This window comes from Pseudomonas sp. R-28-1W-6 (assembly GCF_009799925.1).
Lineage (GTDB): Bacteria > Pseudomonadota > Gammaproteobacteria > Pseudomonadales > Pseudomonadaceae > Aquipseudomonas.
On sequence record NZ_WELK01000014.1, the window covers coordinates 20,303 to 42,598 of the forward strand.

Sequence of the window (22,296 nt, forward strand, 5' to 3'; positions counted from 1 at the left end):
AGCCTAGATGACCGTGGCGTGACAGCCCGGAGGTGTAGCGAGTCTCCTGCACGCCCCATGCCACAAGGCCCGGCAGTCTTCCGGCAAATCAGCCACTTAGCCATGGTCTACGCTTGCAGACGCGGCCTGGCCCGGATGAAGCGGGGCAGCGTCGCCATAAAAACGTCATAGAAAGCTTCTAGATTGGCCTGGGTCTTGCTGATCTATACCAATCTTTCACCCCGCTAAGGAGCTTCACCATGAAACGCCTGCTGCTGGCTTCACTGATGGGATCGGCCATTATTCTGGGTAACCAGGCCATGGCCAACGAGGATGTAAAGAGCCTGGAACAAGCCGCCCGCGCAGAGGGCGAGGTCAACAGCGTCGGCATGCCGGACAGCTGGGCCAACTGGAAGGACACCTGGGCCGACCTGGGCAAACTCTACGGCCTCAAGCACATGGACACCGACATGAGCTCGGCCCAGGAAATCGCCAAGTTCGCCGCCGAGAAGGACAACGCCACCGCCGACATCGGCGACGTTGGCGCGGCCTTCGGCCCCATCGCCGTGCAGCAGGGCGTCACCCAGGCCTACAAACCGAGCACCTGGGAACAGATCCCGGCCTGGGCCAAGGACGCGGACGGCCACTGGATGCTGGCCTACACCGGCTCCATCGCCTTCATCGTCAACAAGCAGCTGGTCAAGGACGTGCCGCAGTCCTGGGCCGACCTCAAGCAAGGTAAGTACAAGGTCGCCATCGGTGACGTCAGCGCCGCCGCCCAGGCGGTCAACGGCGTGCTGGCCGCCGCCATCGCCAACGGCGGTGATGAGAAGAACATCCAGCCGGGCCTGGACTTCTTCGCCGAGATCGCCAAGCAGGGCCGTCTGGGCCTGTCCAACCCGACCATCCAGACCCTGGAAAAAGGCGAAGTGGAAGTCGGCATCGTCTGGGATTTCAACGGCCTGTCCTACCGCGACCAGATCGACCCGAGCCGTTTCGAAGTGCTGATCCCCTCCGATGGCTCGGTGATTTCCGGCTACACCACCATCATCAACAAGTACGCCAAGCACCCCAACGCCGCCAAGCTGGCGCGCGAGTACATCTTGAGCGACGCCGGCCAGATCAACCTGGCCAAGGGCAACGCCCGGCCGATCCGCGCCGAGCACCTGACCCTGCCGGCCGAGGTGCAGGCCAAGCTGCTGCCCAACGCGCAGTACGCCAAGGTCCAGCCGATCAAGGACCCGGCCGCCTGGGAAGCCACCTCGAAGGCGCTGCCGCAGCTGTGGCAGGAAAACGTGATCATCGAAATGCAGTAATCGTGGCTCCGCAGCCCGACACTCGCCGGGCTGCGTTTTAGCTCAAGGAAATCGCCCGATGAAACACAACGTCATCCTGGTGCTGCTGGATGGCCTGAACTACGAGGTGGCCCGCCATGCGCTGGGCCATCTGCAGGCCTACTGCGGTGCCGACCGCGCCGTGCTGTACAAGCTCGAATGCGAGCTGCCGGCGCTGTCGCGCCCGCTCTACGAATGCATCCTGACCGGCGTGGCGCCGCTCGACAGCGGCATCGTGCACAACGACGTGGTGCGTCTGTCCAACCAGCGCAGCATCTTCCACTATGCCCGCGCTGCCGGCCTGTCCACCGCCGCCGCGGCCTATCACTGGATCAGCGAGCTGTACAACCGCGCGCCCTTCGACGCGGCCCGCGACCGCCACACCAGCGACCCGGCCCTGCCGATCCAGCAGGGCCACTTCTATTACGCCGACCACTACCCGGACTCGCACCTGTTCGCCGACGCCGAGCACCTGCGTCTGCAGCACCGGCCGAACTTCCTCCTGGTGCACCCGATGAACATCGACGACGCCGGCCACAAGCATGGCCTGGACTCGCCGCAATACCGCAACAGCGCACGCCGCGCCGACATCCTCCTGGCCGAATACCTGCAGCGCTGGCTGGATACCGGCTACCAGGTACTGGTCACCGCCGACCACGGCATGAACAACGACCACTCGCACAACGGCCTGCTGGCGGAGGAGCGCGAAGTCCCGCTGTTCGTCGCCGGCAGCGCCTTCAGCCTGGATGCCAGCGCGCAGCCGCTGCAGACCGAGCTGTGCGGCACCATCTGCAGCCTGCTCGGCGCCAGCCACGACAAACCGCTGTGCAAGGAACTGCTCAAGTGACGGCAAGCAAACCTCGCGGCAAATGGCTGGCCCTGCTGTGCCTGCTGCCCTTCGCCATCTTCTTCATCGCCTTCCAGATCGCCCCGCTGCTGTGGGTCGCGGTGCACAGCCTGAGCGTCGGCGACGCCTGGGGCCTGGGCAATTTCGCGAAGATCTTCGCCTCCAAGTTCTACCTGCAGGCGATCAAGCACAGCCTGCAGATCGCCTTCTGGTCCAGCCTGTTCGGCATCGTCATCGCCGTGCTCGGCAGCTACTCGCTGCGCCAGGTCGACTCCAGGCTGCGCGACTTCGTCATGGCCTTCTCCAACATGACCAGCAACTTCGCCGGCGTGCCGCTGGCCTTCGCCTTCATCATCATCCTCGGCTTCAACGGCGCGCTGACCCTGCTGCTCAAGCAGACTGGGGTGATCGAGGACTTCAACCTGTACTCCAAGACCGGGCTGATCGTGCTCTACACCTACTTCCAGATCCCCCTCGGCGTGCTGCTGCTCTACCCCGCCTTCGACGCCCTGCGCGAGGACTGGCGCGAGTCCGCCGCCCTGCTCGGCGCCGGCACCTGGGACTTCTGGCGGCATATCGGCCTGCCGGTGCTGACCCCGGCCCTGCTCGGCACCTTCGTCATCCTGCTGGCCAACGCCCTCGGCGCCTACGCCACGGTGTATGCGCTGACCACCGGCAACTTCAACGTGCTGCCGATCCGCATCGCCGCCATGGTCGCCGGCGACATCAGCCTCAACCCGGACATGGCCAGCGCCCTGGCCATGGTGCTGGTGGGCCTGATGGTGGTGATAACCGTGGTCCATCAGTGGCTGCTGAAGAGGAGCTACCATGTCGCGCGCTGATGCCAAACCGGCCGCCCTCTATCACCGCACGGTGGTCTGGCTGCTGTTCCTGATCCTCCTCCTGCCGCTGGCCGGCACCCTGCTCTATTCGTTATCCACCAGCTGGTCGGCGACCATCCTGCCGTCCGGCCTGACCTTCAAGTGGTACCTGGCGCTGTGGAGCGACCCGCGCTTTCTCGCCGCCTTCGGCCAGTCGCTTCTGGTGTGCTTCGGCTCGCTGCTGCTGGCCACGGTACTGATCCTGCCGCTGCTGTTTGTGGTGCATTACCACTTCCCCAAGCTCGACGGGCTGATGAACATCTTGATTTTGCTGCCGTTCGCCGTGCCGCCGGTGGTGTCCTCGGTGGGCCTGCTGCAGGTCTACGGCTCCGGACCGCTGGCGATGGTCGGCACGCCGTGGATCCTGATCGGCTGCTACTTCACCGTGGCCCTGCCGTTCATGTACCGGGCGATCACCAACAACCTGCAGGCGATCAACCTGCGCGACCTGATGGACGCCGCCCAACTGCTCGGCGCCAGCACCTGGCAGGCCGCCTTCCTGGTGGTACTGCCGAACCTGCGCAAGGGCCTGATGGTCTCGCTGTTCCTCTCCTTCAGCTTCCTGTTCGGCGAGTTCGTCTTCGCCAACCTGCTGGTCGGCACCCGCTACGAGACCCTGCAGGTGTACCTGAACAACATGAAAAACAGCAGCGGCCACTTCAACAGCGCGCTGGTGATTTCCTACTTCTTCTTCGTGCTGATCTTCACCTGGGCGGCCAATCGCCTGAACAAGGACAACTCATGAGTTACCTGAGCATCCGCGGCCTGCACAAAAGCTACGGCGCCACCTCGATCTTCAGCGACATCAACTGCGAAATCGCCCAGGGCGAGTTCGTCACCCTGCTCGGCCCCTCCGGTTGCGGCAAATCCACTCTGCTGCGCTGCATCGCCGGCCTCACCGAGGTCGACGGCGGGCAGATCCTGCTGGGCGGCCAGGATCTGGTGCCGCTGGCGCCGCAGAAGCGCGACATCGGCATGGTGTTCCAGAGCTACGCGCTGTTCCCCAACATGAGCGTGGCGCAGAACGTCGCCTTCGGCCTGCGCATGCACAAGGTCGGCAAGGAGGAAAGCGCCCAGCGCGTGCAGGAGGCCCTGACCATGGTCGAGCTGGGCGATTTCGCCAGCCGCTACCCGCACCAGCTCTCTGGCGGCCAGTGCCAGCGCGTGGCCCTGGCCCGCTCGCTGGTCACCCGCCCACGCCTGCTGCTGCTCGACGAGCCGCTGTCGGCCCTGGATGCACGCATCCGCAAGCACCTGCGCGAGCAGATCCGCGGCATCCAGCAGGAGCTGGGCCTGACCACCATCTTCGTCACCCACGACCAGGAAGAAGCGCTGACCCTGAGCGACCGCATCTTCCTGATGAACGCCGGCAAGATCGTGCAGAGCGGCGATGCGGAAACCCTCTACACCGCACCGGTGGATGCCTTCGCCGCCGGTTTCATCGGCAACTACAACCTGCTCGACGCGCCAGCCGCCAGCCGCCTGCTGCTGCGCCCGGTCAGCAGCCGCATCGCCATCCGCCCGGAAGCCATCCAGCTGCACCACAGCGGCGCCATCGCCGCGGAAATCCTCGGCCACAGCCTGCTCGGCAACGTCATCCGCTACCGCGTGCAGGCCAACGGCGTGCAACTGGTGGTCGATGTGCTCAACCGCCGCGAAGGCGACCTGATCGGCAAGGGCCAGTGCATCGGCCTGACCATCGACGAACAGGCGATCCGGGAGGTGGCGTGATGGCCCTGGCAATCTTCGACCTCGACGAAACCCTGATCGACGGCGACTGCGCCTCGCTGTGGGCCAAACACATGGCCGCCATCCAGTGGGTCGACGCAGACAGCTTCCTGACCCGCGAGCAGGAGCTGATGGCCCTCTACTCCCGGGGCGAGCTGGCCATGGAGGAGTACATGGCCTACACCCTGTCGCCGCTGGTGGGGCGCACTCAGGAGGAAGTCGAGTTCGTCGTCGGCCCCTTCGTCGAGGACGTCATCGAACCGATCATCTACAGCGATGCCATGCGCTGCCTGGCCAAGCACCGCGCCGCCGGCGACCGCCTGCTGGTGATCTCCGCCTCGGCGCACTTCCTGGTCAGCGCCATCGCCGAACGCCTGGGCGTAGCGGAAGTGCTGGCCATCGACCTGGAGCAGCAGCACGGCCACTACAGCGGCAAGACCCACGGCGTGCTGACCTACCGCGAAGGCAAGGTGCTGCGCCTGCAGGACTGGCTGGAGCAGCAGGGGGAAAGCCTGGCCGGCGCCTACTTCTATTCCGACTCGCGCAACGACCTGCCGCTGCTCGGCCAAGTGGACTTCCCCCGCGCGGTCAACCCGGACCCGACCCTGCGCGCCCATGCCGAGCAGGCCGGCTGGGAAATTCTCAGCTGGAAGTGATGACATCCGCGCCTGGTGAGAATGCTTAGGGTGCGCCGTGCGCACCTGAGCCCTGTGCGTGGCTTGCGGTGCGCACAGCGCACCCTACATGAGATCGCAAACAGGCTCGCAGAGGCTGGTCAGACCAGGTTCTCGTCGATCAGCAAGACCACCTTGCCGGCCACCCGATTGCTCGCCAGGGCGGCAAAGGCGGCCTGCACGTCCCGGGCGGCGAAGCTCTGCTCCAGTTGCGGTTTCAGCCGCCCTTCGCCGAACAGCGGCCAGACATGCTGGCCCAAGTCGCTGAGCAGCTCGGCCTTGAACGCGTCATCGCGGTTGCGCAGGGTCGAGCCGATCAGCTGGATGCGCTTGCCCAGCAGCAGGGCCATGTCCAGCTGCGCCTTGCTGCCGCCCATCAGGCCGATATTCACCCAGCGCCCGTCGCGCGCCAGCAGGGCCAGGTTCAGTTCGGCATAGGCGGCGCCGACCGGGTCGAGGATCACGTCGAACGGGGCGAAATCGCGCAGGCTTTCCAGGTTTTCGCCACGCAGCGCACCGCCCTGGGCGCCGAGGCTCTCGCAATAGGCCAGCCGCTCGGCGGAGCCGACGCTGACCCAGCACGTGTTGCCGAAGGCCTTGCACAGCTGGATCGCCGCCGAGCCCACGCCACTGGCGCCGGCATGCAGCAGTACCTTCTCGCCCGGCTTCAGGGCCGCCAGCTGGTACAGATTGAGCCAGGCGGTGGCATACACCTCCGGCAGCGCCGCCGCTTCGGCCAGCGACAGGCCTTGCGGCACCGGCAGGGCATGGCGGGCGTCGACCACCACCTCCTCGGCCATGCCGCCACCGGCCAGCAGGCAGCAGACCCGGTCGCCGACCTGCCAGGCACTGCCGGCGCCAACCTCGCTGACCACCCCGGCACACTCCAGGCCGAGGATGTCGCTGCTACCGGGCGGTGGCGGGTACATCCCGGCGCGCTGCAGCAGGTCGGCGCGATTCAGCCCGGCCGCCGCCACGCGCACGCGAATCTGCCCGACATCGCAGGCCGGGCTGGGCCGTTCGCACCATTCAACCTGCCCCTCGACGCCTTGCAATGCCTTCATGCTGCCTCCATAGTGAATGTGCCTCCCAGCGCAGTGCGCCGGGATTTCTGCATTATGCTGCCGGGTTCGGATGGAACCGGGCGCTCAAAAGACGGCCTAATATGCGTTATCACCTGCCTTCGCGTCGAATCACTATGCTGCGCTCCTTCTCCACCACCGCCCTCGCCCTCGTCCTGGGCCTGCACGCCCTGCCGGCAGCCGCCAAGACCGGCCCGGAGAACTGGGACTACCTGCAGCCCGACCGCGAGCAGATCATCGCCAGCCTGAACGTGGTGGAATTGCTCAAGCGCCATCACTACAACAAGCCACCGCTCGACGACACGCGTTCGCAGAAGGTCTATGACGGCTACCTGAAGATGCTCGACCCGGCACGCAGCTACTTCACCGCCGCGGACATCGCCGAATTCGACCAGTGGCGCAACCAGTTCGACGACCTGCTGAAAAGCGGCGACCTGGAACCCGGCTTCCTCATGTACAAGCGCCAGCTGGTGCGCGTGCAGGAACGCCTGGACTACGCCCTCAAGCTGCTGCAGAACACCAGCGCACTGGACTTCAGCGTCGAGGAAAGCCTGCTGGTCGACCGCGAGAACGCCCCCTGGGCGAAGAACCACGGCGAACTCGACGACCTCTGGCGCAAACGCGTCAAGGATGAGGTGCTGCGCCTCAAGCTGACCGGCAAGGAACCCAAGGCCATCGAGGAACTGCTGACCAAGCGCTACCAGAACCAGCGCAAGCGCCTCGACCAGACCAGCGGCGAAGACGTGTTCCAGGCCTACATCAACGCCTTCGCGCAGACCTACGACCCGCACACCAACTACCTCTCCCCGGACAACGCGGAGAACTTCGACATCAACATGAGCCTGTCGCTGGAAGGCATCGGCGCCGTGCTGCAGTCGGACAACGAATACGTCAAAGTGGTGCGCCTGGTGCCGGCCGGCCCGGCGGAGAAGAGTAAGCAGATCGTCCCGGCGGACAAGATCATCGGCGTGGCCCAGGGCGACAAGGAGATGGTCGACGTGATCGGCTGGCGCCTGGATGAAGTGGTCAAGCTGATCCGCGGGCCGAAAGGCTCCACCGTGCGCCTGGAAGTGATCCCGGCCAGCAATGCCGCCAGCGACCAGACCAGCAAGGTGGTCAGCATCACCCGCGAGGCGGTCAAGCTGGAGGAGCAGGCCGCGCAGAAGTCGATCCTCAAGCTCAAGCATGATGGCCGCGACTACAAGCTCGGGGTGATCAAGGTTCCGGCCTTCTACCTCGACTTCAAGGCCTTCCGCGCCGGCGACCCGAACTACAAGAGCACCACCCGCGACGTCAAACGGCTGCTCACCGAGCTGAAACAGGAAAAGGTCGACGGCGTGGTCCTCGACTTGCGCGACAACGGCGGTGGCTCCCTGCAAGAAGCCACCGAACTGACCGGCCTGTTCATCGACCAGGGCCCGACCGTGCTGGTACGCAACAGCGACGGCCGCGTCGACGTGCTGGCCGACGAGGAGCCCGGGGTGTTCTACACCGGCCCACTGGCGGTGCTGGTAGACCGCCTGTCGGCTTCCGCCTCGGAAATCTTCGCCGGCGCCATGCAGGACTACCACCGCGGCCTGATCCTCGGCGGCCAGACCTTCGGCAAGGGCACGGTGCAGACCATTCAGGAACTCAACCACGGCGAGCTGAAGCTGACCCTGGCCAAGTTCTACCGGGTTTCCGGGCAGAGCACCCAGCACCAGGGCGTGCTGCCGGACATCGCCTACCCGGACGTGGTCGACACCCAGGAAATCGGCGAGAGCGCCCTGCCCGAAGCCATGCCCTGGGACAGCATCCGCGCCGCGGTCAAGCCGGAGGTTGACCCGTTCAAGCCGTTCCTCGCCGAGCTCAAGGCCCGTCACGATGCGCGTACCGCCAGCAACCCGGACTTCGTCTTCACCCGCGAGCGCCTGGCCCTGGCCCAGGAACTGATGCAGCAGACCAGCATCAGCCTCAACGAGCAGACCCGCCGCAGCCAGCGCGCCAGCATCGAGGCCCGTCAACTGGCCCTGGAAAACGCCAAACGCAAGGCCAAGGGCGAGGAGCTGCTCAAGGAGATCAAGGAAGAGGACGAAGACAGCCTCCCCGTCGAGCCGGAAAAGGCCAAGCCGGAAGACGACGCCTACCTGACCGAGAGCGGCCGCATCCTGCTCGACTACCTGGGCATGGACACCCAGGTGGCCAAGCACTGAGGCGCGCCGCAGACGTCATCAAAGCGTCATCGTTCTGTCGTGAAATGAAAGGGCCGGTAGCACTACCGGCCCTTTTCTTTTTCCGGCCAGTCGAGATCCACCATGACCGTCACCGAGCAGTTGAGCGCGCTGGATCAGATCCTCGCTCACGGCGACTTGCACAGCCTGTTCCAACCCATCATTGCCCTGGCCGATCGGCGCATCCTCGGTTACGAGGCCCTCACTCGCGGCCCGTCCAACAGCCCGCTGCACTCGCCCATCGCCCTGTTCAGCGTGGCGCGCAACTGCGGCCGCCTGAGCGAACTGGAACTGGCCAGCCGGCGCAGCGCCTGCCGCCGCTTCCGTGACCTGCAGCTGGACGGCAAGCTGTTCCTCAACGTCTCCCCCGAGTCCCTGCTGGAACCCACCCACCAGCCCGGCCGCACGCTCAAGCTGCTGCAGGAATTCGGCATCACCCCGGACCGGGTGGTGATCGAGCTGACCGAACAGGCACCGATCGACGACTTCGCCCTGCTCGACACCGCCCTGCACCACTACCGCGCCATGGGCTTCTCCATCGCCCTGGACGACCTCGGTGCCGGCTACTCCAGCCTGCGCCTGTGGTCCGAGCTACGCCCGGACTACGTGAAGATCGACCGCCACTTCATCGACGGCATCCACCAGGACGCGGTGAAGCGCGAGTTCGTCGGCTCCATCCTGAAGATGGCCAAGGCCTCGCGCGCCCAGGTGATCGCCGAAGGCATCGAACTGGCGGAAGAACTGGCCGTGCTCAGCGAGATGGGCGTGGACCTGCTGCAGGGCTACCTGCTCAGCCGGCCGCAGGAGCAGCCACCACGCGATGCACGCAAGCTGCTGCCACAGCTGGACAGCGTGATCGGCAGCCTGGGCGAGGACAGCGCCGACCTCAGCGCCCTGCTCAACGAGCAGCCCGCGGTGAGCCACAGCACGGCCACGGCCGAGGTGCTGGAGGCCTTTCGTGCCCAGGCCAACCTCAACTCCCTGGCCGTGCTCGACGACCAGCAGCAACCGGTCGGCATCATCCACCGCAATTCGCTGTCGGAGGCCCTGCTCAAGCCGTTCGCCACCGACCTGTTCGCGCGCAAGCCGATCAGCCGGCTGATGAGCACGGACTTTCTCGCCGTGGACCTCGGCCAGTCGCTGCAGCAGGTCAGCCGCCTGCTCACCAGCCGCGCCCGCCAGCGCATCGAGGAAGACTTCATCATCACCCAGCAGGGCCGTTACCGCGGCCTGGGCCGGGTGATCGACGTACTCAAGCTGATCACCGAGCTGAAGATCCAGCAGGCCCGCCACGCCAACCCGCTGACCCTGCTGCCGGGTAACGTGCCGATCCAGCAGTGCCTGACCCGCCTGCTGCAGCAGGGCCGCGATGCGGCGGTGTGCTATGTGGATATCGACAGCTTCAAGCCGTTCAACGACCTCTACGGCTATGCCCGCGGCGACGAGGTGCTGCTGTGCCTGGCGCAGTGCCTGAACGAGCGGGTCGACCCCAGTCGCGACTTCGTCGGCCATATCGGCGGCGACGATTTCATGCTGGTGCTCGGTTCGGCCGACTGGCGCAAGCGCATCCAGCTACTGCTGGAGGACTTCCAGGGCCAGTGCCGGCGCTTCTACCGCGACGAACACCTGCAGGCCGGCTGCTTCGTCGCCCACAACCGCCAGGGCCGGCGCGAGGAGTTTCCCCTGCTGTCGCTGTCGGTCGGCGTGGTGCAGCTGCGGCAATCGGCCTGTGCCGATCTGGATGCCAGCCAGCTGGCCGGCCTGGCCTCGGAGGCCAAGCGCCACGCCAAGGCGGTGCCGGGTTACAGCCTGCACGTGCTGGACAGCCTGTCAGCCTAGCCCCAGCTCACCCGCGCGCTGCTCGAAGCGCTGCGCCAGCACGGCATCCGCCGCCAGCCCCGGCGCACCCTCGCGGTACAGCCTGGCCAGGCGATGGGCAGCCAGGGGGTGACCGGCGGCCGCGGCCAGGGTCCACCAGCGCGCCGCCTCGACGCCGTCCGGCGCCTGCCGGCTATCGCCGGCGAGGCTCAGCAGGCCGAGCTGGTAGGCGGCCTTGCCATCGCCGCCGCTCGCGGCCAGGCGCAACAGACGCACGCCCTCTTCGCGTGCGCCCAGGCCCTGACCACGGAACAGCAGCAGGTGGCCGTAGAAACTTTGCGCCGGCCCATGGCCTTGCGCCGCCATGCGCGCGAACTGCCCCTGCATCCAGGTCCAGGCGCGCGGTTGCTGCATCAGCCAGCGCCAATGGAACAGCCGGCGCGCCAGCCAATAGCCCAGCCGGGCACGCAGCCGCCAGAACACTCAGGCCTCCTCGGCCGGATAGCTGAACTCGAAGACCCGCGCCACTTCGGCGGCATGCCAGGACGCCGCGGCAATCCCGTCGGAAGGCCCGGCGAAGCGCCCGAGGCGGGTGACGCATTCGAAGAAGCCGGTACGCGGCAGGCGGCTGGCACCCTGGCTGATCACCAGTGCACTGCGCAGCGGCCGCTCGGCCCGCGCGTCCAGCGCCGCCAGGTGCTCGAGCGCGGCGGTCAGGGTCTGCATGGCCGGGGTCGGCAGCTGCAGCCGCTCGACCAGGGCCCGATAGGTCAGCAGATGACGTTGGCGCCGCGCATCCTCCAGCTCGACCAGCAGCGCCTGCCAGTGCTGACGGTGGATGCGCACGCTCAAGAGCCCTGCTCCCAGGCACTCACCCCGAGCACCCGGCCCAAGGCGCGCAGAATGGCCCCGTCCGGCTGGCGCTCACCGCTTTCGAACAGGCTCAGGTAATGCGGGCTGATGCCCACGGCACGGGCCAGGTCGGCCTGGGACAGGCCCTGCGCCTCGCGCAGCGCGGCCAGCTGGCTCAACGGCGCAGCGGCGGCCGGCTCTTGCGGCGCGGCGGGTACGGCACGTCCGGCGGCCTGCAGCAGCGTCTGGTATTCGGCCCAGGGCAGTACGGCATACTCGGCCTCACCGTCACGCGTGATTACTTGCACACTCATTGACACTCTCCGTGGACTGCAGCGCCGACTGACTCGACGCCCTCCTTGCAGGCCGCCATCTTAACAACTGGCCCCGGCACAGAGGGTGACCCATCGCGCCCTAGCGTTACAAGAGTGACGCAGCGGCGCACCCCATAACCTGAACAGTAGCTCAGGATTGCCCCGTCTCCTCTGCCGCCGGCGGCGCCTCGATGCGCGCCAGTTGCGCCGGCGACTGCGCCTCGCGCCAGGCACGGTAGGCATCCAGTTCGCCCTGCCAGGTACGCAGGAGCCAGGCCAGCACCGCCAGGTCATCCAGCAGGCCGATGCCCAGCAGCCAATCCGGCAGCGCATCCAGCGGCGTGAGGAAATACAACAGGCCGGCCACTATGCTCAACAGGGCCCGGGGACTGACAGCCCGGTATTCGCCACGCCACCAGGCCGCGCACAAGCCCAGCAGCAACTGCAGATCCCCGCGCACCCGGCCCAGGCGCGCAGCATTGCCGGCACCCTTGCGCGCCACGGCCGCCAGCAGCCGCGGCAACTTGCCGCGCTCGAGCATGCCCTGCGCGGCCTGCAGGTAACGCCGCAAATGCTTTGCCACATTCATGGTTTTTCTCCACAACCCGCGTGCTTGCTGGGCCGATTCGGGTTATCCACCAAAGCTGTGGATAACCTTGTGCACAGATTCTTGATGAGTCATTCAAACGCCCGTCTCATGCGGTCTCCGGACAGATCGGGCATTTTTTGCTCAAGCCTTAAATTCATTAAAAATCATAGAGTTAGCTATCTAGCAAGGCTCATGAAAAACGTAACAGTCGGCGCGGCGCAGACAATCGGGCGAATGTGCATAACCGTAACACCTGCTCGTCGATTACCTCTTTTTCAGACCGCCGAGTCAGCCCGACGTTCTGCCAGGGACGCAGAAACGACAACGCCCCGACCAGGCGGGGCGTTGCGCGCAAGCATCAGGCTTACTGCTGGGCAGCAGGATCCTTGATGGCCAGCAGTTCCAGCTCGAATACCAGCACCGAGTTGGCCGGAATGGTCGGGCTCGGGCTCTGCTCACCGTAAGCCAGCTCGCTCGGGATGTACAGCTTGTACTTCTCGCCGACGTGCATCAGTTGCAGGCCTTCGACCCAACCCGGGATCACGCCGCTGACCGGCAGGTCGATCGGGCTGCCGCGCTCGACGGAGCTGTCGAAGACGGTGCCATCGGTCAGCTTGCCTTCGTAGTGAACGGTGACCACGTCGGTGGCCTTGGGCTGAGCGCCGTCGGCTTTCTTCAGCACTTCGTACTGCAGGCCGGAAGCGGTGGTGGTCACGCCGTCTTTCTTGGCGTTGTCCTCGAGGAACTTCTTGCCGGCCTTGGCCGCTTCCTCGTTCAGCGCCAGCATGCGCTGCTCGGCACGCTTCTGCAGGAAGGTGAAGGCCTCGACCAGCTCTTCGTCCTTCAGCTTCTGCTCCTGCTTGCCCAGGGCGTCGGCGATGCCCTGGGAAATGGCCTTCTGGTCCAGGTCGTCGATGCCTTGCTGGGCCAGGCTCTTGCCCATGTTCAGGCCGATGCCGTAGGAGGCTTTCTGCGCCGGGGTTTTCAGTTCGACTTCGCTGGTCTGCGAATCGCAACCGGCCAGTACCAGGCCTACCAGGGCAACCGCCGCGGCTAAACGATGTTGTTTCATGCTTGATCCTTGTTGGAGCGCCCTGAAGCAGGCTATCGGTGAGTGGGCGAGCTTAGCAGCCTGCGCCAATTAATGGCTACGCCAGTAGGAGCCATGAACCGTGGATTAGTTCAGCTTGTGCGCCAGCTCCAGGCCCACTCGCAGTAAATCGCGGGCAAAAAAAAACGACCTTTCGGTCGTTTCTTCCAGCCTTGGTCTTCAGTCTAACCAAGGCTTATGTATGGCGCAGCGGACGGGACTCGAACCCGCGACCCCCGGCGTGACAGGCCGGTATTCTAACCGACTGAACTACCGCTGCGCGTAACCTCGTGAGCGAGATGGTGGGTGATGACGGGATCGAACCGCCGACCCTCTGCTTGTAAGGCAGATGCTCTCCCGGCTGAGCTAATCACCCTTCACTCTCGAAGTGGGGCGCATTCTAGACAGCGTCCCGAACCTTGGCAAGCTCTTTTTCAAAAAAAATTTTCAGCAGTTCCAAAGGCTTAGGAGAACGGGGGCTGCTCGTCATTTCCCGCAGAGGAAGACTCGACTGCAGCTTGGACAATCCGCCCCGGCAGAGAATAATGCGCGCTTTGCGTAATTGGAGTGTCACCCCCATGTGGTTCCGCAACCTGCTTGTCTATCGCCTGACCCAGGACCTGCCTTTCGACGCCGAGGCGCTGGAAGCGGCACTGGCCACCAAGCCGGCACGTTCCTGCGCCAGCCAGGAGCTGACCACCTACGGTTTCATCGCCCCCTTCGGCAAAGGCGAAGACGCGCCGCTGGTGCACGTCAGCGGTGACTTCCTGCTGGTCGCAGCGCGCAAGGAAGAGCGCATCCTGCCGGGCAGCGTGGTGCGCGACGCCCTGAAGGAAAAGGTCGAGCAGATCGAAGCCGAACAGATGCGCAAGGTCTACAAGAAGGAGCGCGACCAGCTCAAGGACGAGATCGTCATGTCCTTCCTGCCGCGCGCCTTCGTCCGCCGCTCGGCCACCTTCGCCGCCATCGCGCCCAAGCTCGGCCTGATCCTGGTCGACTCGGCCAGTCCTAAGCGCGCCGAAGACCTGCTCTCGACCCTGCGCGAAGTCATGGGCTCGCTGCCGGTACGCCCGCTGACGGTGAAGATGGCGCCGACCGCAACCATGACCGACTGGGTCAAGTCGCAGCAGGCCGCGGCGGACTTCTTCGTCCTCGACGAGTGCGAGCTGCGCGACACCGCCGAAGACGGCGGCGTGGTGCGCTGCAAGCGCCAGGACCTGACCAGCGAGGAAATCCAGCTGCACCTGTCCGCCGGCAAGCTGGTCACCCAGCTGTCCCTGGCCTGGCAGGACAAGCTGTCCTTCGTCCTCGACGACAAGCTGGTGGTCAAGCGCCTGCGCTTCGAGGACCTGCTGCAGGACCAGGCCGCCCAGGATGGCGGCGACGACAACCTAGGCCAGCTGGACGCCAGCTTCACCCTGATGATGCTGACCTTCTGCGACTTCCTGCCGGCGCTGTTCGAAGCCCTCGGCGGCGAAGATATTCCAGAAGGCATCTGACCGCCCGGACAAATCCGGCAACATCTGCCGGGGCCGGCTCGTCCTTGCGAGCTTGCCCTGTGCAGAGCGATGTGCAGAATAACGCACAGCGCAAGGACGACCTTGCCACTCCTCGCGAGTGACCACCCGGGACGGCCCGCATTCATAGCCTTACTGCGGAGCCACCCATGTCCTGGATCATCCTGTTTCTCGCCGGTCTGTTCGAAGTCGGCTGGGCCGTCGGCCTGAAATACACCGACGGTTTCACCCGCCCCCTCCCTACCCTGCTCACCGTTGGCGCGATGATCGTCAGCCTGGCCCTGCTCGGCCTGGCGATGAAGGAGCTGCCGCTGGGCACCGCCTACGCCATCTGGACCGGAGTCGGCGCGGTGGGCACGGTGATCGCCGGGATCATCCTGTTCGGCGAGTCGATGGCGCTGCTGCGCCTGCTCAGCGTCGGGCTGATCGTGGCCGGCCTGCTCGGGCTGAAGCTCAGCCATTGAAGCACGGACAGAAAAAAGCCCGCCGATTCAGGCTGTGCGAAAACACGCCTGCCTGGGCGACCTTGGCCACGAACTCCAGTTGCTGGTTGTCACCATCCTCCCGAGTGATTGTGTGGTGCAGGATCAGGTAATGCTCACCATCCACCGCGCTCTGTAGGTTGCAGGCCACATTGGCCCCTTGGTGGGTGGCATCAGACGGGCTTCGTCCTCTCCGACGACGAATTGTTCCAGCCCTTGCGCCCCATCAGCGTCAGGGCCGTCAGGTTGTCGGCATGCCGGCTGCTCAGGTAACGCCCTACATACAGGCACCCGCAATACATAAAGGGGACATCGTCTTTTCTTGGCCTAATTTCTATCCTGCGAGGGTGAAGCTTGTGGTTCAACCCCACATGCAGCCCCGAAAGCACAAGAAAAAACCCGATATCAGGCAGCTGACATCGGGCTTTCGGGGCTCCCCACCAAGCATCTAATGCTTAAGTGAACGGCATTAGGGGCAGTGCCCGGCTTTTTTGCGCTGATGCGCCTTCACCACATCAGGTCATCCGGCACCTGGTAGGCGGCGTACGGGTCGTCGGCATCCGGCGCTTCGGTCTGGGTGTTGAGCAGCAGCACGCGCTGCGGGTCGCGCTCCTGGATCTTCAGCGCGGCTTCGCGGGGGATGATCTCGTAGCCGCCGGCATGGCGGACGATGGCCAGCGAGCCACGACTGAGCTTGTCGCGCAGCATGCCGTTGACCGCGATGCGCTTGACCTTCTTGTCGTCGACGAAGTTGTAGTAGTCCTCGCTGCTCAGCTTCGGCAGGCGCGAGGTCTCGATCAGTTGCTTGATCTGCGCGGCGAGGGCCTTCTGCGCGGCCTTCTCCTGCTGCTGGCGGTTCAGCTCCTGGTCGCGCGCAACCTTCTCGGCCATGGCCTGCAGGGCGGCCTGTTTCTGCGAGTCGTCGACTTCGACCTGGTTCTTCTTCTCCAGGCGCTGCTGCTTCTGCTTCTGCTTGCCGGCCTGCTTGGCCTGCTTTTCATTGACCAGGCCGGCTTTCAACAGCTGATCGCGGAGGGAAAGGCTCATAGGGCATTCAATCTCGACAGTTAACAGCCAGGCAGGCGTTTTTCCTGCTTCTTGGCTTCGCCCCACAGGGCATCCAGTTGTTCCAGGCTGCAATTCTCAATGGCCTGGCCGGCTGCGCGCAAGGTTTGTTCGATAAAGCGGAAGCGCCGCTCGAACTTGCCGTTGGCACTGCGCAGGGCGGTTTCCGGATCGACCTTGAGATGGCGTGCCAGGTTGGTGACCACGAACAGCAGGTCGCCGATTTCCTCGGCGATGGCCTGCGGGTCGTTCTCGCTCATGGCCTCCAGCACTTCGTCCAGCTCTTCGCGCACCTTGTCCACCACCGGCAGGGCCTCCGGCCAGTCGAAACCGACCTGGGCCGCGCGCTTCTGCAACTTGGCCGCGCGGCTGAGGGCCGGCAGCGCGTGGGGCACATCATCGAGCAGGGACAGCTGCTCGGGGGCGGCAGCCTTCTCCGCACGCTCCTCGGCCTTCAGCTCTTCCCAACGCTGCTTGACCGCCGCTTCCTCGAGCCTGGCCGCATCCGGCGCGCCATACAGGTCGCCATCGACGAACACATGCGGGTGGCGGCGGATCAGCTTGCGGGTAATGCCATCGACCACCTGGGCGAACTCGAAGCGCCCCTCCTCGCGGGCCAGCTGGCTGTAGTAGACCACCTGGAACAGCAGGTCGCCGAGCTCGCCCGGCAGGTGTTCGAAGTCGCCGCGCTCGATGGCGTCGGCCACCTCGTAGGCTTCCTCGATGGTGTACGGGACTATGCTCGCGTAGTCCTGTTTCAGGTCCCACGGGCAGCCGTGCTGCGGGTCGCGCAGGCGGGCCATCAGGTGCAGCAGGTCGTCGAGTTGGTACATGACAAGCCCCGAAGTAGATAACGGTGATGGTTGAGCGTCGCGAGCGCAGGCCGTAGGGCGGATAAAACCCGCGTATCGACACAAGGGTTTCACTCGCCCTACCCGGCTATCGGCAGCCGCTCAATTACTGCGGCTACGGCGGACCTCGATGATGTTGGGCAACTGCGAGATGCGCCCGAGCAGGCGGCCCAGGGCATCCAGCCCGGGAATCTCGATGGTCAGCTGCATCGATGCGGTGTTGTCTTCCTTGTTCGAGCGGGTATTGACCGCCAGCACGTTGAGCCGTTCGTTGAGCAGCAGCTGCGAGACGTCGCGCAGCAGACCGGAACGGTCGTAGGCACGAATGATGATGTCCACCGGATAGGTCTGCACCGGCACCGGGCCCCAGCTGACCTGGATGATCCGTTCCGGCTCGCGCCCGGCCAGCTGCAGCACCGAGGCGCAGTCCTGGCGGTGGATGGACACCCCGCGGCCGAGGGTGATGTAGCCGACGATCGGGTCGCCCGGCAGCGGCTGGCAGCAGCCGGCCATCTGCGTCAGCAGGTTGCCGACCCCCTGGATCTGGATATCGCCGCGCTTGCCCGGCTTGTAGCCACCAGCGGCGCGCCGCGGGATCAGCTCCAGCTGCTCGCTGCCGCGCTCCGGCTCGACCAGCTGCTGGGCCAGGTTGACCGCGTGGGCCAGGCGCAGGTCGCCGGCACCGAGGGCGGCATGCATGTCCTCGGCGGTCTTCATGTTGCACTTGTCGGCCAGCTTGTCGAAGTCCACGTGGGGCAGCGCCAGGCGCGCCAACTCGCGTTCGAGCATGGCCTTGCCGGCGGCGACGTTCTGGTCGCGGTCCTGCAGCTTGAACCAGTGGACGATCTTCGCCCGCGCCCGCGAGGTGGTGATGTAGCCGAGGTTGGAGTTCAGCCAGTCGCGGCTCGGCGAGCCGTGCTTGCCGGTGATGATCTCCACCTGCTCGCCGGTCTGCAGGCTGTAGGTCAGCGGCACGATGCGCCCGTTGACCTTGGCCCCGCGGCAGTTGTGGCCGATCTCGGTGTGCACCCGGTAGGCGAAGTCCAGCGGCGTGGCGCCCTTGGGCAGGTCGATGGCGTGGCCGTCCGGGGTGAACACGTAGACCCGGTCCGGCTCGATATCGACGCGCAGCTGGTCGGCCAGGCCGCCGATGTCGCCCAGTTCCTCGTGCCACTCGAGCACCTGGCGCAGCCAGGAGATCTTCTCCTCGTAGTGGTCGGAGTTGCCCTTGACGTCGGTGCCCTTGTACTTCCAGTGCGCACACACCCCCAGCTCGGCTTCCTCGTGCATGGCCGAGGTGCGGATCTGCACTTCCAGGACCTTGCCGTCCGGACCGATCACCGCGGTGTGCAGGGAGCGGTAGCCGTTCTCCTTGGGGTTGGCGATGTAGTCGTCGAACTCCTTGGGGATGTGCCGCCACAGGCTGTGCACGATGCCCAGCGCGGTGTAGCAGTCGCGCATCTCCGGCACCAGCACGCGCACCGCGCGCACGTCGTAGATCTGGCTGAACTGCAGGCCCTTGCGCTGCATCTTGCGCCAGATCGAATAGATGTGTTTGGCCCGCCCGCTGATGTCGGCCTTGATCCCGGCGGCGGTCAGCTCGTTGCGCAGCTGCTGCATCACGTCGGCGATGTACTGCTGGCGATCCAGGCGGCGCTCGTGCAGCAGCTTGGCGATCTGCTTGTACTGCTCGGGCTCCAGGTAGCGGAAGGACAGGTCCTCCAGCTCCCACTTGATATGGCCGATGCCCAGGCGGTGAGCCAGCGGCGCGTAGATGTCGAACACCTCGCGGGCCACCCGATGGCGCTTCTCGTCGTCGGCATGCTTGACCGCGCGGATCGCGCAGGTGCGTTCGGCCAGCTTGATCAGCGCCACGCGCACGTCGTCGACCATGGCCACCAGCATCTTGCGCAGGTTTTCCACCTGCGCCTGGGAGCCGAGCACCAGGGAATCACGCGGGTTGAGGCTGGCACTGATCGCCGCCATGCGCAGCACGCCCTCGACCAGCTTGGCCACCACCGGGCCGAATTTCTCCTGCACCGTCTTGAGGGTGATCTTGCCCTCGCGCACGGTGCGGTAGATCACCGCGGCGACCAGCGAATCCTGGTCGAGCTTGAGATCGGCGAGGATCTCGGCGATCTCCAGGCCGGTGCGAAAGCTGGAGTTGCCCTCGGCCCACAGGTTCTGCGCGGCATTGGCCTGCTGCTCGGCGTCGCGGGCGAACTCGCAGGCGACTTTCAGCGCCGCGCGGTCCAGCGCCGGATCGGCACTCAGGGTGTGGTCCAGCCACGCCTCCAGGTTGATGCTGCCGTCATCGTTGATCGGCTGATGAGCCCTGACCTGTACCATTGTTTACCTTCCCTACGGCGGGCGTTCGCCCCACCGAAATATCGCCAGCCTCTCTGGGCCGGTCGGATTGCGTGAGCGTCCTAGCCCACCTCGAATAACGCCATCGCCTCGACATGCGCCGTCTGCGGGAACATGTCGAGGATGCCGGCCCGCTTGAGCCGATACCCCTGGCGCACCAGCTCGGCCGCATCGCGGGCCAGGGTCGCCGGGTTGCACGATACATAGACCAGGCGCCGGGCACCCAGCGCGCCGATCTGCTTGACCACCTCGAATGCGCCGTCACGCGGCGGATCGAGCAATACCGCGTCGAACGGCTGCTTGGCCCAGCCGGCTGTGCCCAGCGGTTTCGACAGATCGGCCTGGAAAAAGTGCAGATTGCCCAGGCCATTGACCGCGGCATTCTCGCGAGCCCGCTCGACCATCGCCTGCACCCCTTCCACCGCCACCACCTCGGCCACCTGCTGGGCCAGCGGCAGGGCGAAGTTGCCCAGGCCGCAGAACAGATCCAGCAGCCGCTCGCCAGTCTGCGGCGCCAACCAGTCTAGCGCCTGTTCGACCATCGCCTGATTGACCGGCCCGTTGACCTGGACGAAGTCGCCCGGGCGGTACTGCAGCTCCAGGTTCCACGGCTCCAGGCGGTAGCCCAGGCGCTGCCCGGACCTCTCCAGGCCGGGCTGATCGGCCGCCGGCTCGCCGGCCCCGTGCAGCCACAGCTGGGCCTGGTGCTCGGCGCAGAAGCTGCGCAGGCGCGCCAGGTCGGCCTCGCCCAGCGGCGCGGTGTGGCGCAGCAGCAGGGCCGCCTGGGTGCCGTGGAACAGTTCGACGTGACCGAGCGCCTGCGGCTTGTCCAGGCTGCGCAGTAACAGCGGTAACGCGCGCAGCAAAGGCTGCAAGGGCTGTACCAGGACCGGGCAATCGGCGATGGCGACGATGTCCTGGCTGGCGGCAGCGCGGAAACCGACCTCCAGCTGCCTGGCCTTGACGTCCCAGCGCACGGCGATGCGCGCGCGGCGGCGGTAGGCGAACTCGGGGCCGACCAGCGGCGCGGCCCACTGCTCGGGCTCAAGCCCGGCCACCCGCTGCAGCTGCTCACTCAGGCTGCGCTGTTTCAGGGCAAGCTGCTCGGCGTGCGGCAGGTGCTGCAGGGTGCAGCCGCCACACCTGCCAGCATGCGCGCAAGGGGGCTGGCGGCGCAGCTCCACCGCCTGCAGGATGCGCTCGGCGCGGGCCTCGACCACCTGGCTGCGGGCAGCCAGCACGCGGGCCTCGACCTCCTCGCCGGGCAGGCCACCGGCGACGAACCAGGTGCGCCCCTCGACGAAGGCGATGCCGCGGCCGTCATTAGCCAGCCGCTCGATGCCGAGCTTCTGCTTCTTGCCCACCGGCACCTGCGCCTTGCGCTCGCCGCCGCTGGGTTGGAAACGCAAGCCACTGCTGCGCTTGGCCATCTGGATTACCTGCTGTTCGATACGGTGGGCATGGGCCGCGGCTTGCGCGCGGCCGTCATGGTTACTGCGGGTCGTCGTAGATCCCGGTGGACAGGTAGCGGTCGCCGCGGTCGCAGATGATCGCCACCATCACCGCGTTCTCCACCTCCGCGGACAGGCGCAGCATGCCGGCCACCGCCCCGCCGGAGGAAACCCCGCAGAAGATGCCCTCCTCGCGCGCCAGGCGGCGCATCACCTGCTCGGCCTCCTGCTGGCCCATGTCGATCACCCGGTCGACCCGCGTGGCGTCGAAGATCTTCGGCAGGTACTCCTCGGGCCACCGGCGGATACCGGGGATCGCCGAGCCTTCCTGGGGCTGCAGGCCGACGATCTGCACCGCCGGATTCTGTTCCTTGAGGTAACGCGACACGCCCATGATGGTGCCGGTGGTGCCCATGGAGCTGATGAAGTGGGTGATGCGGCCCTGGGTCTGCTGCCAGATCTCCGGGCCGGTGCTGCTGTAGTGGGCCACCGGATTGTCGCCGTTGGCGAACTGGTCGAGGACCTTGCCGCGCCCCTCTTCCTGCATCTGCAGGGCCAGGTCGCGGGCGCCTTCCATGCTGTCGACCAGGATCAGCTCGGCGCCGTAGGCGGTCATCGCCGCCTTGCGTTCGGCGGTGGAGTTGTCCGGCATGATCAGCACCATCTTGTAGCCCTTGATCGCCGCGGCCATGGCCAGGGCGATGCCGGTGTTGCCGCTGGTGGCCTCGATCAGCACGTCGCCGGGCCGGATGTCACCGCGCAGCTCGGCGCGGCTGATCATCGACAGCGCCGGGCGATCCTTCACCGAACCGGCCGGGTTGTTGCCTTCCAGCTTCACCAGCAGGGTATTGGAGGTGTTGCCGGGCAGGCGTTGCAGGCGCACCAGCGGGGTGTTGCCGATGCACTCGGCGATAGTGGGGAACTGCAGGCTCATGGCGAACTGAATGATCCGGGTACAGATGGAGGTGCCCATGATACCGGCAAACCGGGCCAGGCCATATTGCGGAACGCTCGCACTTTATTACTACGGGTTATAGAAAGGGGCCGGCTCTCTGCGCCAGGGGAACAGGCGCAAACGCCAACTGCTCGCAATTTGCCAAAAGCCCTGGGAGATTCCCGGTCAATGTGCCGCTAAACTGCCGGCAACACCACGATGGAGAAGGTC

21 protein-coding genes and 2 tRNA genes are annotated in these 22,296 nt (G+C 65.8%); 10 read left to right on the forward strand and 13 right to left on the reverse strand.

Annotation, left to right across the window (positions count from 1 at the left end):
• The first annotated feature begins 239 nt into the window (after positions 1-239).
• The 6 genes from F3I62_RS18480 to F3I62_RS18505 are packed head-to-tail and all read left to right on the forward strand — an operon-like array spanning position 240 to position 5,425.
• Positions 240-1,295 (forward strand): ABC transporter substrate-binding protein, encoded by a 1,056-nt coding sequence (locus F3I62_RS18480; protein ID WP_160491115.1) that lies wholly within the window; start codon positions 240-242, stop codon positions 1,293-1,295.
• Positions 1,296-1,353: 58 nt separating this feature from the next.
• Positions 1,354-2,160 carry an alkaline phosphatase family protein gene (locus F3I62_RS18485; RefSeq protein WP_160491116.1) on the forward strand — a complete coding sequence of 269 codons (807 nt, stop codon included), beginning with the start codon at positions 1,354-1,356 and terminating at the stop codon, positions 2,158-2,160.
• Positions 2,157-3,002, forward strand: coding sequence for an ABC transporter permease subunit (locus tag F3I62_RS18490; protein WP_160491117.1), 846 nt, complete (start codon positions 2,157-2,159; stop codon positions 3,000-3,002). Before F3I62_RS18485 ends, F3I62_RS18490 begins: the two co-directional genes overlap by 4 nt.
• Complete coding sequence (locus F3I62_RS18495; RefSeq protein WP_160491118.1) at positions 2,989-3,786, forward strand: ABC transporter permease; 798 nt, start codon at positions 2,989-2,991, stop codon at positions 3,784-3,786. The genes F3I62_RS18490 and F3I62_RS18495 overlap by 14 nt, the downstream gene beginning before the upstream one ends.
• On the forward strand, positions 3,783-4,772 hold the full coding sequence (locus F3I62_RS18500) for an ABC transporter ATP-binding protein (RefSeq protein ID WP_160491119.1): 990 nt from the start codon (positions 3,783-3,785) through the stop codon (positions 4,770-4,772). The genes F3I62_RS18495 and F3I62_RS18500 overlap by 4 nt, the downstream gene beginning before the upstream one ends.
• The gene (locus F3I62_RS18505; RefSeq protein ID WP_160491120.1) at positions 4,772-5,425 is read left to right on the forward strand and encodes an HAD family phosphatase; all 654 of its coding nucleotides are present in this window, start codon (positions 4,772-4,774) and stop codon (positions 5,423-5,425) included. The genes F3I62_RS18500 and F3I62_RS18505 overlap by 1 nt, the downstream gene beginning before the upstream one ends.
• 119 nt (positions 5,426-5,544) lie before the next feature.
• Here F3I62_RS18505 and F3I62_RS18510 read toward each other — a convergent pair whose 3' ends face one another.
• Positions 5,545-6,507, reverse strand: a complete 963-nt coding sequence (locus tag F3I62_RS18510) for an NAD(P)H-quinone oxidoreductase (RefSeq protein ID WP_160491121.1) — start codon at positions 6,505-6,507, stop codon at positions 5,545-5,547.
• 134 nt (positions 6,508-6,641) lie between these two features.
• Here F3I62_RS18510 and F3I62_RS18515 point away from each other — a divergent pair, with 134 nt between their 5' ends.
• Both F3I62_RS18515 and F3I62_RS18520 read left to right on the forward strand, forming a co-directional pair.
• On the forward strand, positions 6,642-8,717 hold the full coding sequence (locus tag F3I62_RS18515) for a carboxy terminal-processing peptidase (RefSeq protein ID WP_160491122.1): 2,076 nt from the start codon (positions 6,642-6,644) through the stop codon (positions 8,715-8,717).
• A gap of 102 nt (positions 8,718-8,819) precedes the next feature.
• Positions 8,820-10,574 carry a bifunctional diguanylate cyclase/phosphodiesterase gene (locus F3I62_RS18520; RefSeq protein WP_160491123.1) on the forward strand — a complete coding sequence of 585 codons (1,755 nt, stop codon included), beginning with the start codon at positions 8,820-8,822 and terminating at the stop codon, positions 10,572-10,574.
• Here the strand turns inward: F3I62_RS18520 and F3I62_RS18525 are convergent.
• From F3I62_RS18525 to F3I62_RS18555, 7 genes are all read right to left on the reverse strand, one after another.
• Positions 10,566-11,036, reverse strand: coding sequence for a sel1 repeat family protein (locus tag F3I62_RS18525; protein ID WP_160491124.1), 471 nt, complete (start codon positions 11,034-11,036; stop codon positions 10,566-10,568). The genes F3I62_RS18520 and F3I62_RS18525 overlap by 9 nt on opposite strands.
• Entirely contained in the window at positions 11,037-11,405 is a 369-nt protein-coding gene (locus F3I62_RS18530) for a hypothetical protein (protein ID WP_160491125.1), read from the reverse strand.
• Entirely contained in the window at positions 11,402-11,719 is a 318-nt protein-coding gene (locus F3I62_RS18535) for a helix-turn-helix domain-containing protein (RefSeq protein WP_160491126.1), read from the reverse strand. Before F3I62_RS18535 ends, F3I62_RS18530 begins: the two co-directional genes overlap by 4 nt.
• 151 nt (positions 11,720-11,870) lie before the next feature.
• Entirely contained in the window at positions 11,871-12,308 is a 438-nt protein-coding gene (locus F3I62_RS18540; RefSeq protein ID WP_160491127.1) for a YkvA family protein, read from the reverse strand.
• A gap of 364 nt (positions 12,309-12,672) precedes the next feature.
• Positions 12,673-13,380, reverse strand: coding sequence for an FKBP-type peptidyl-prolyl cis-trans isomerase (locus F3I62_RS18545; RefSeq protein WP_160491128.1), 708 nt, complete (start codon positions 13,378-13,380; stop codon positions 12,673-12,675).
• A 221-nt stretch (positions 13,381-13,601) separates the two neighbouring features.
• Positions 13,602-13,678: transfer RNA gene (locus F3I62_RS18550), tRNA-Asp, on the reverse strand.
• Positions 13,679-13,698: 20 nt separating this feature from the next.
• Positions 13,699-13,774: transfer RNA gene (locus F3I62_RS18555), tRNA-Val, on the reverse strand.
• A gap of 202 nt (positions 13,775-13,976) precedes the next feature.
• On the opposite strand from F3I62_RS18555, the gene rdgC reads away from it, so the two are divergent.
• Together rdgC and sugE are read left to right on the forward strand one after the other, a co-directional pair.
• Positions 13,977-14,897 carry a recombination-associated protein RdgC gene (gene rdgC, locus F3I62_RS18560; RefSeq protein ID WP_160491129.1) on the forward strand — a complete coding sequence of 307 codons (921 nt, stop codon included), beginning with the start codon at positions 13,977-13,979 and terminating at the stop codon, positions 14,895-14,897.
• Positions 14,898-15,064: 167 nt separating this feature from the next.
• Positions 15,065-15,379 (forward strand): quaternary ammonium compound efflux SMR transporter SugE, encoded by a 315-nt coding sequence (gene sugE, locus F3I62_RS18565; RefSeq protein WP_160491130.1) that lies wholly within the window; start codon positions 15,065-15,067, stop codon positions 15,377-15,379.
• A 525-nt stretch (positions 15,380-15,904) separates the two neighbouring features.
• On the opposite strand, the gene F3I62_RS18570 is transcribed toward sugE, so the two are convergent.
• From F3I62_RS18570 to cysM, 5 genes are all read right to left on the reverse strand, one after another.
• Positions 15,905-16,444, reverse strand: coding sequence for a DUF2058 domain-containing protein (locus F3I62_RS18570; RefSeq protein WP_160491131.1), 540 nt, complete (start codon positions 16,442-16,444; stop codon positions 15,905-15,907).
• Positions 16,445-16,464: 20 nt separating this feature from the next.
• The gene (mazG, locus tag F3I62_RS18575) at positions 16,465-17,295 is read right to left on the reverse strand and encodes a nucleoside triphosphate pyrophosphohydrolase (RefSeq protein WP_160491132.1); all 831 of its coding nucleotides are present in this window, start codon (positions 17,293-17,295) and stop codon (positions 16,465-16,467) included.
• A 120-nt stretch (positions 17,296-17,415) separates the two neighbouring features.
• Positions 17,416-19,662, reverse strand: a complete 2,247-nt coding sequence (gene relA, locus F3I62_RS18580) for a GTP diphosphokinase (protein ID WP_160491133.1) — start codon at positions 19,660-19,662, stop codon at positions 17,416-17,418.
• Between the two features lie 80 nt (positions 19,663-19,742).
• Complete coding sequence (rlmD, locus tag F3I62_RS18585) at positions 19,743-21,110, reverse strand: 23S rRNA (uracil(1939)-C(5))-methyltransferase RlmD (protein WP_160491134.1); 1,368 nt, start codon at positions 21,108-21,110, stop codon at positions 19,743-19,745.
• A 61-nt stretch (positions 21,111-21,171) separates the two neighbouring features.
• Positions 21,172-22,065, reverse strand: a complete 894-nt coding sequence (cysM, locus tag F3I62_RS18590; RefSeq protein ID WP_160083236.1) for a cysteine synthase CysM — start codon at positions 22,063-22,065, stop codon at positions 21,172-21,174.
• Between the last annotated feature and the right edge of the window lie 231 nt (positions 22,066-22,296).

Coding starts and splice junctions, on each gene's coding strand:
- F3I62_RS18480 (WP_160491115.1), top strand. CDS start 240: ATGAAACGCCTGCTGCTGGCTTCACTGATGGGATCGGCCATTATTCTG.
- F3I62_RS18485 (WP_160491116.1), top strand. CDS start 1,354: ATGAAACACAACGTCATCCTGGTGCTGCTGGATGGCCTGAACTACGAG.
- F3I62_RS18495 (WP_160491118.1), top strand. CDS start 2,989: ATGTCGCGCGCTGATGCCAAACCGGCCGCCCTCTATCACCGCACGGTG.
- F3I62_RS18500 (WP_160491119.1), top strand. CDS start 3,783: ATGAGTTACCTGAGCATCCGCGGCCTGCACAAAAGCTACGGCGCCACC.
- F3I62_RS18505 (WP_160491120.1), top strand. CDS start 4,772: ATGGCCCTGGCAATCTTCGACCTCGACGAAACCCTGATCGACGGCGAC.
- F3I62_RS18510 (WP_160491121.1), bottom strand. CDS start 6,507: ATGAAGGCATTGCAAGGCGTCGAGGGGCAGGTTGAATGGTGCGAACGG.
- F3I62_RS18515 (WP_160491122.1), top strand. CDS start 6,642: ATGCTGCGCTCCTTCTCCACCACCGCCCTCGCCCTCGTCCTGGGCCTG.
- F3I62_RS18520 (WP_160491123.1), top strand. CDS start 8,820: ATGACCGTCACCGAGCAGTTGAGCGCGCTGGATCAGATCCTCGCTCAC.
- F3I62_RS18535 (WP_160491126.1), bottom strand. CDS start 11,719: ATGAGTGTGCAAGTAATCACGCGTGACGGTGAGGCCGAGTATGCCGTA.
- F3I62_RS18540 (WP_160491127.1), bottom strand. CDS start 12,308: ATGAATGTGGCAAAGCATTTGCGGCGTTACCTGCAGGCCGCGCAGGGC.
- F3I62_RS18545 (WP_160491128.1), bottom strand. CDS start 13,380: ATGAAACAACATCGTTTAGCCGCGGCGGTTGCCCTGGTAGGCCTGGTA.
- rdgC (WP_160491129.1), top strand. CDS start 13,977: ATGTGGTTCCGCAACCTGCTTGTCTATCGCCTGACCCAGGACCTGCCT.
- sugE (WP_160491130.1), top strand. CDS start 15,065: ATGTCCTGGATCATCCTGTTTCTCGCCGGTCTGTTCGAAGTCGGCTGG.
- F3I62_RS18570 (WP_160491131.1), bottom strand. CDS start 16,444: ATGAGCCTTTCCCTCCGCGATCAGCTGTTGAAAGCCGGCCTGGTCAAT.
- mazG (WP_160491132.1), bottom strand. CDS start 17,295: ATGTACCAACTCGACGACCTGCTGCACCTGATGGCCCGCCTGCGCGAC.
- relA (WP_160491133.1), bottom strand. CDS start 19,662: ATGGTACAGGTCAGGGCTCATCAGCCGATCAACGATGACGGCAGCATC.
- rlmD (WP_160491134.1), bottom strand. CDS start 21,110: ATGGCCAAGCGCAGCAGTGGCTTGCGTTTCCAACCCAGCGGCGGCGAG.
- cysM (WP_160083236.1), bottom strand. CDS start 22,065: ATGAGCCTGCAGTTCCCCACTATCGCCGAGTGCATCGGCAACACCCCG.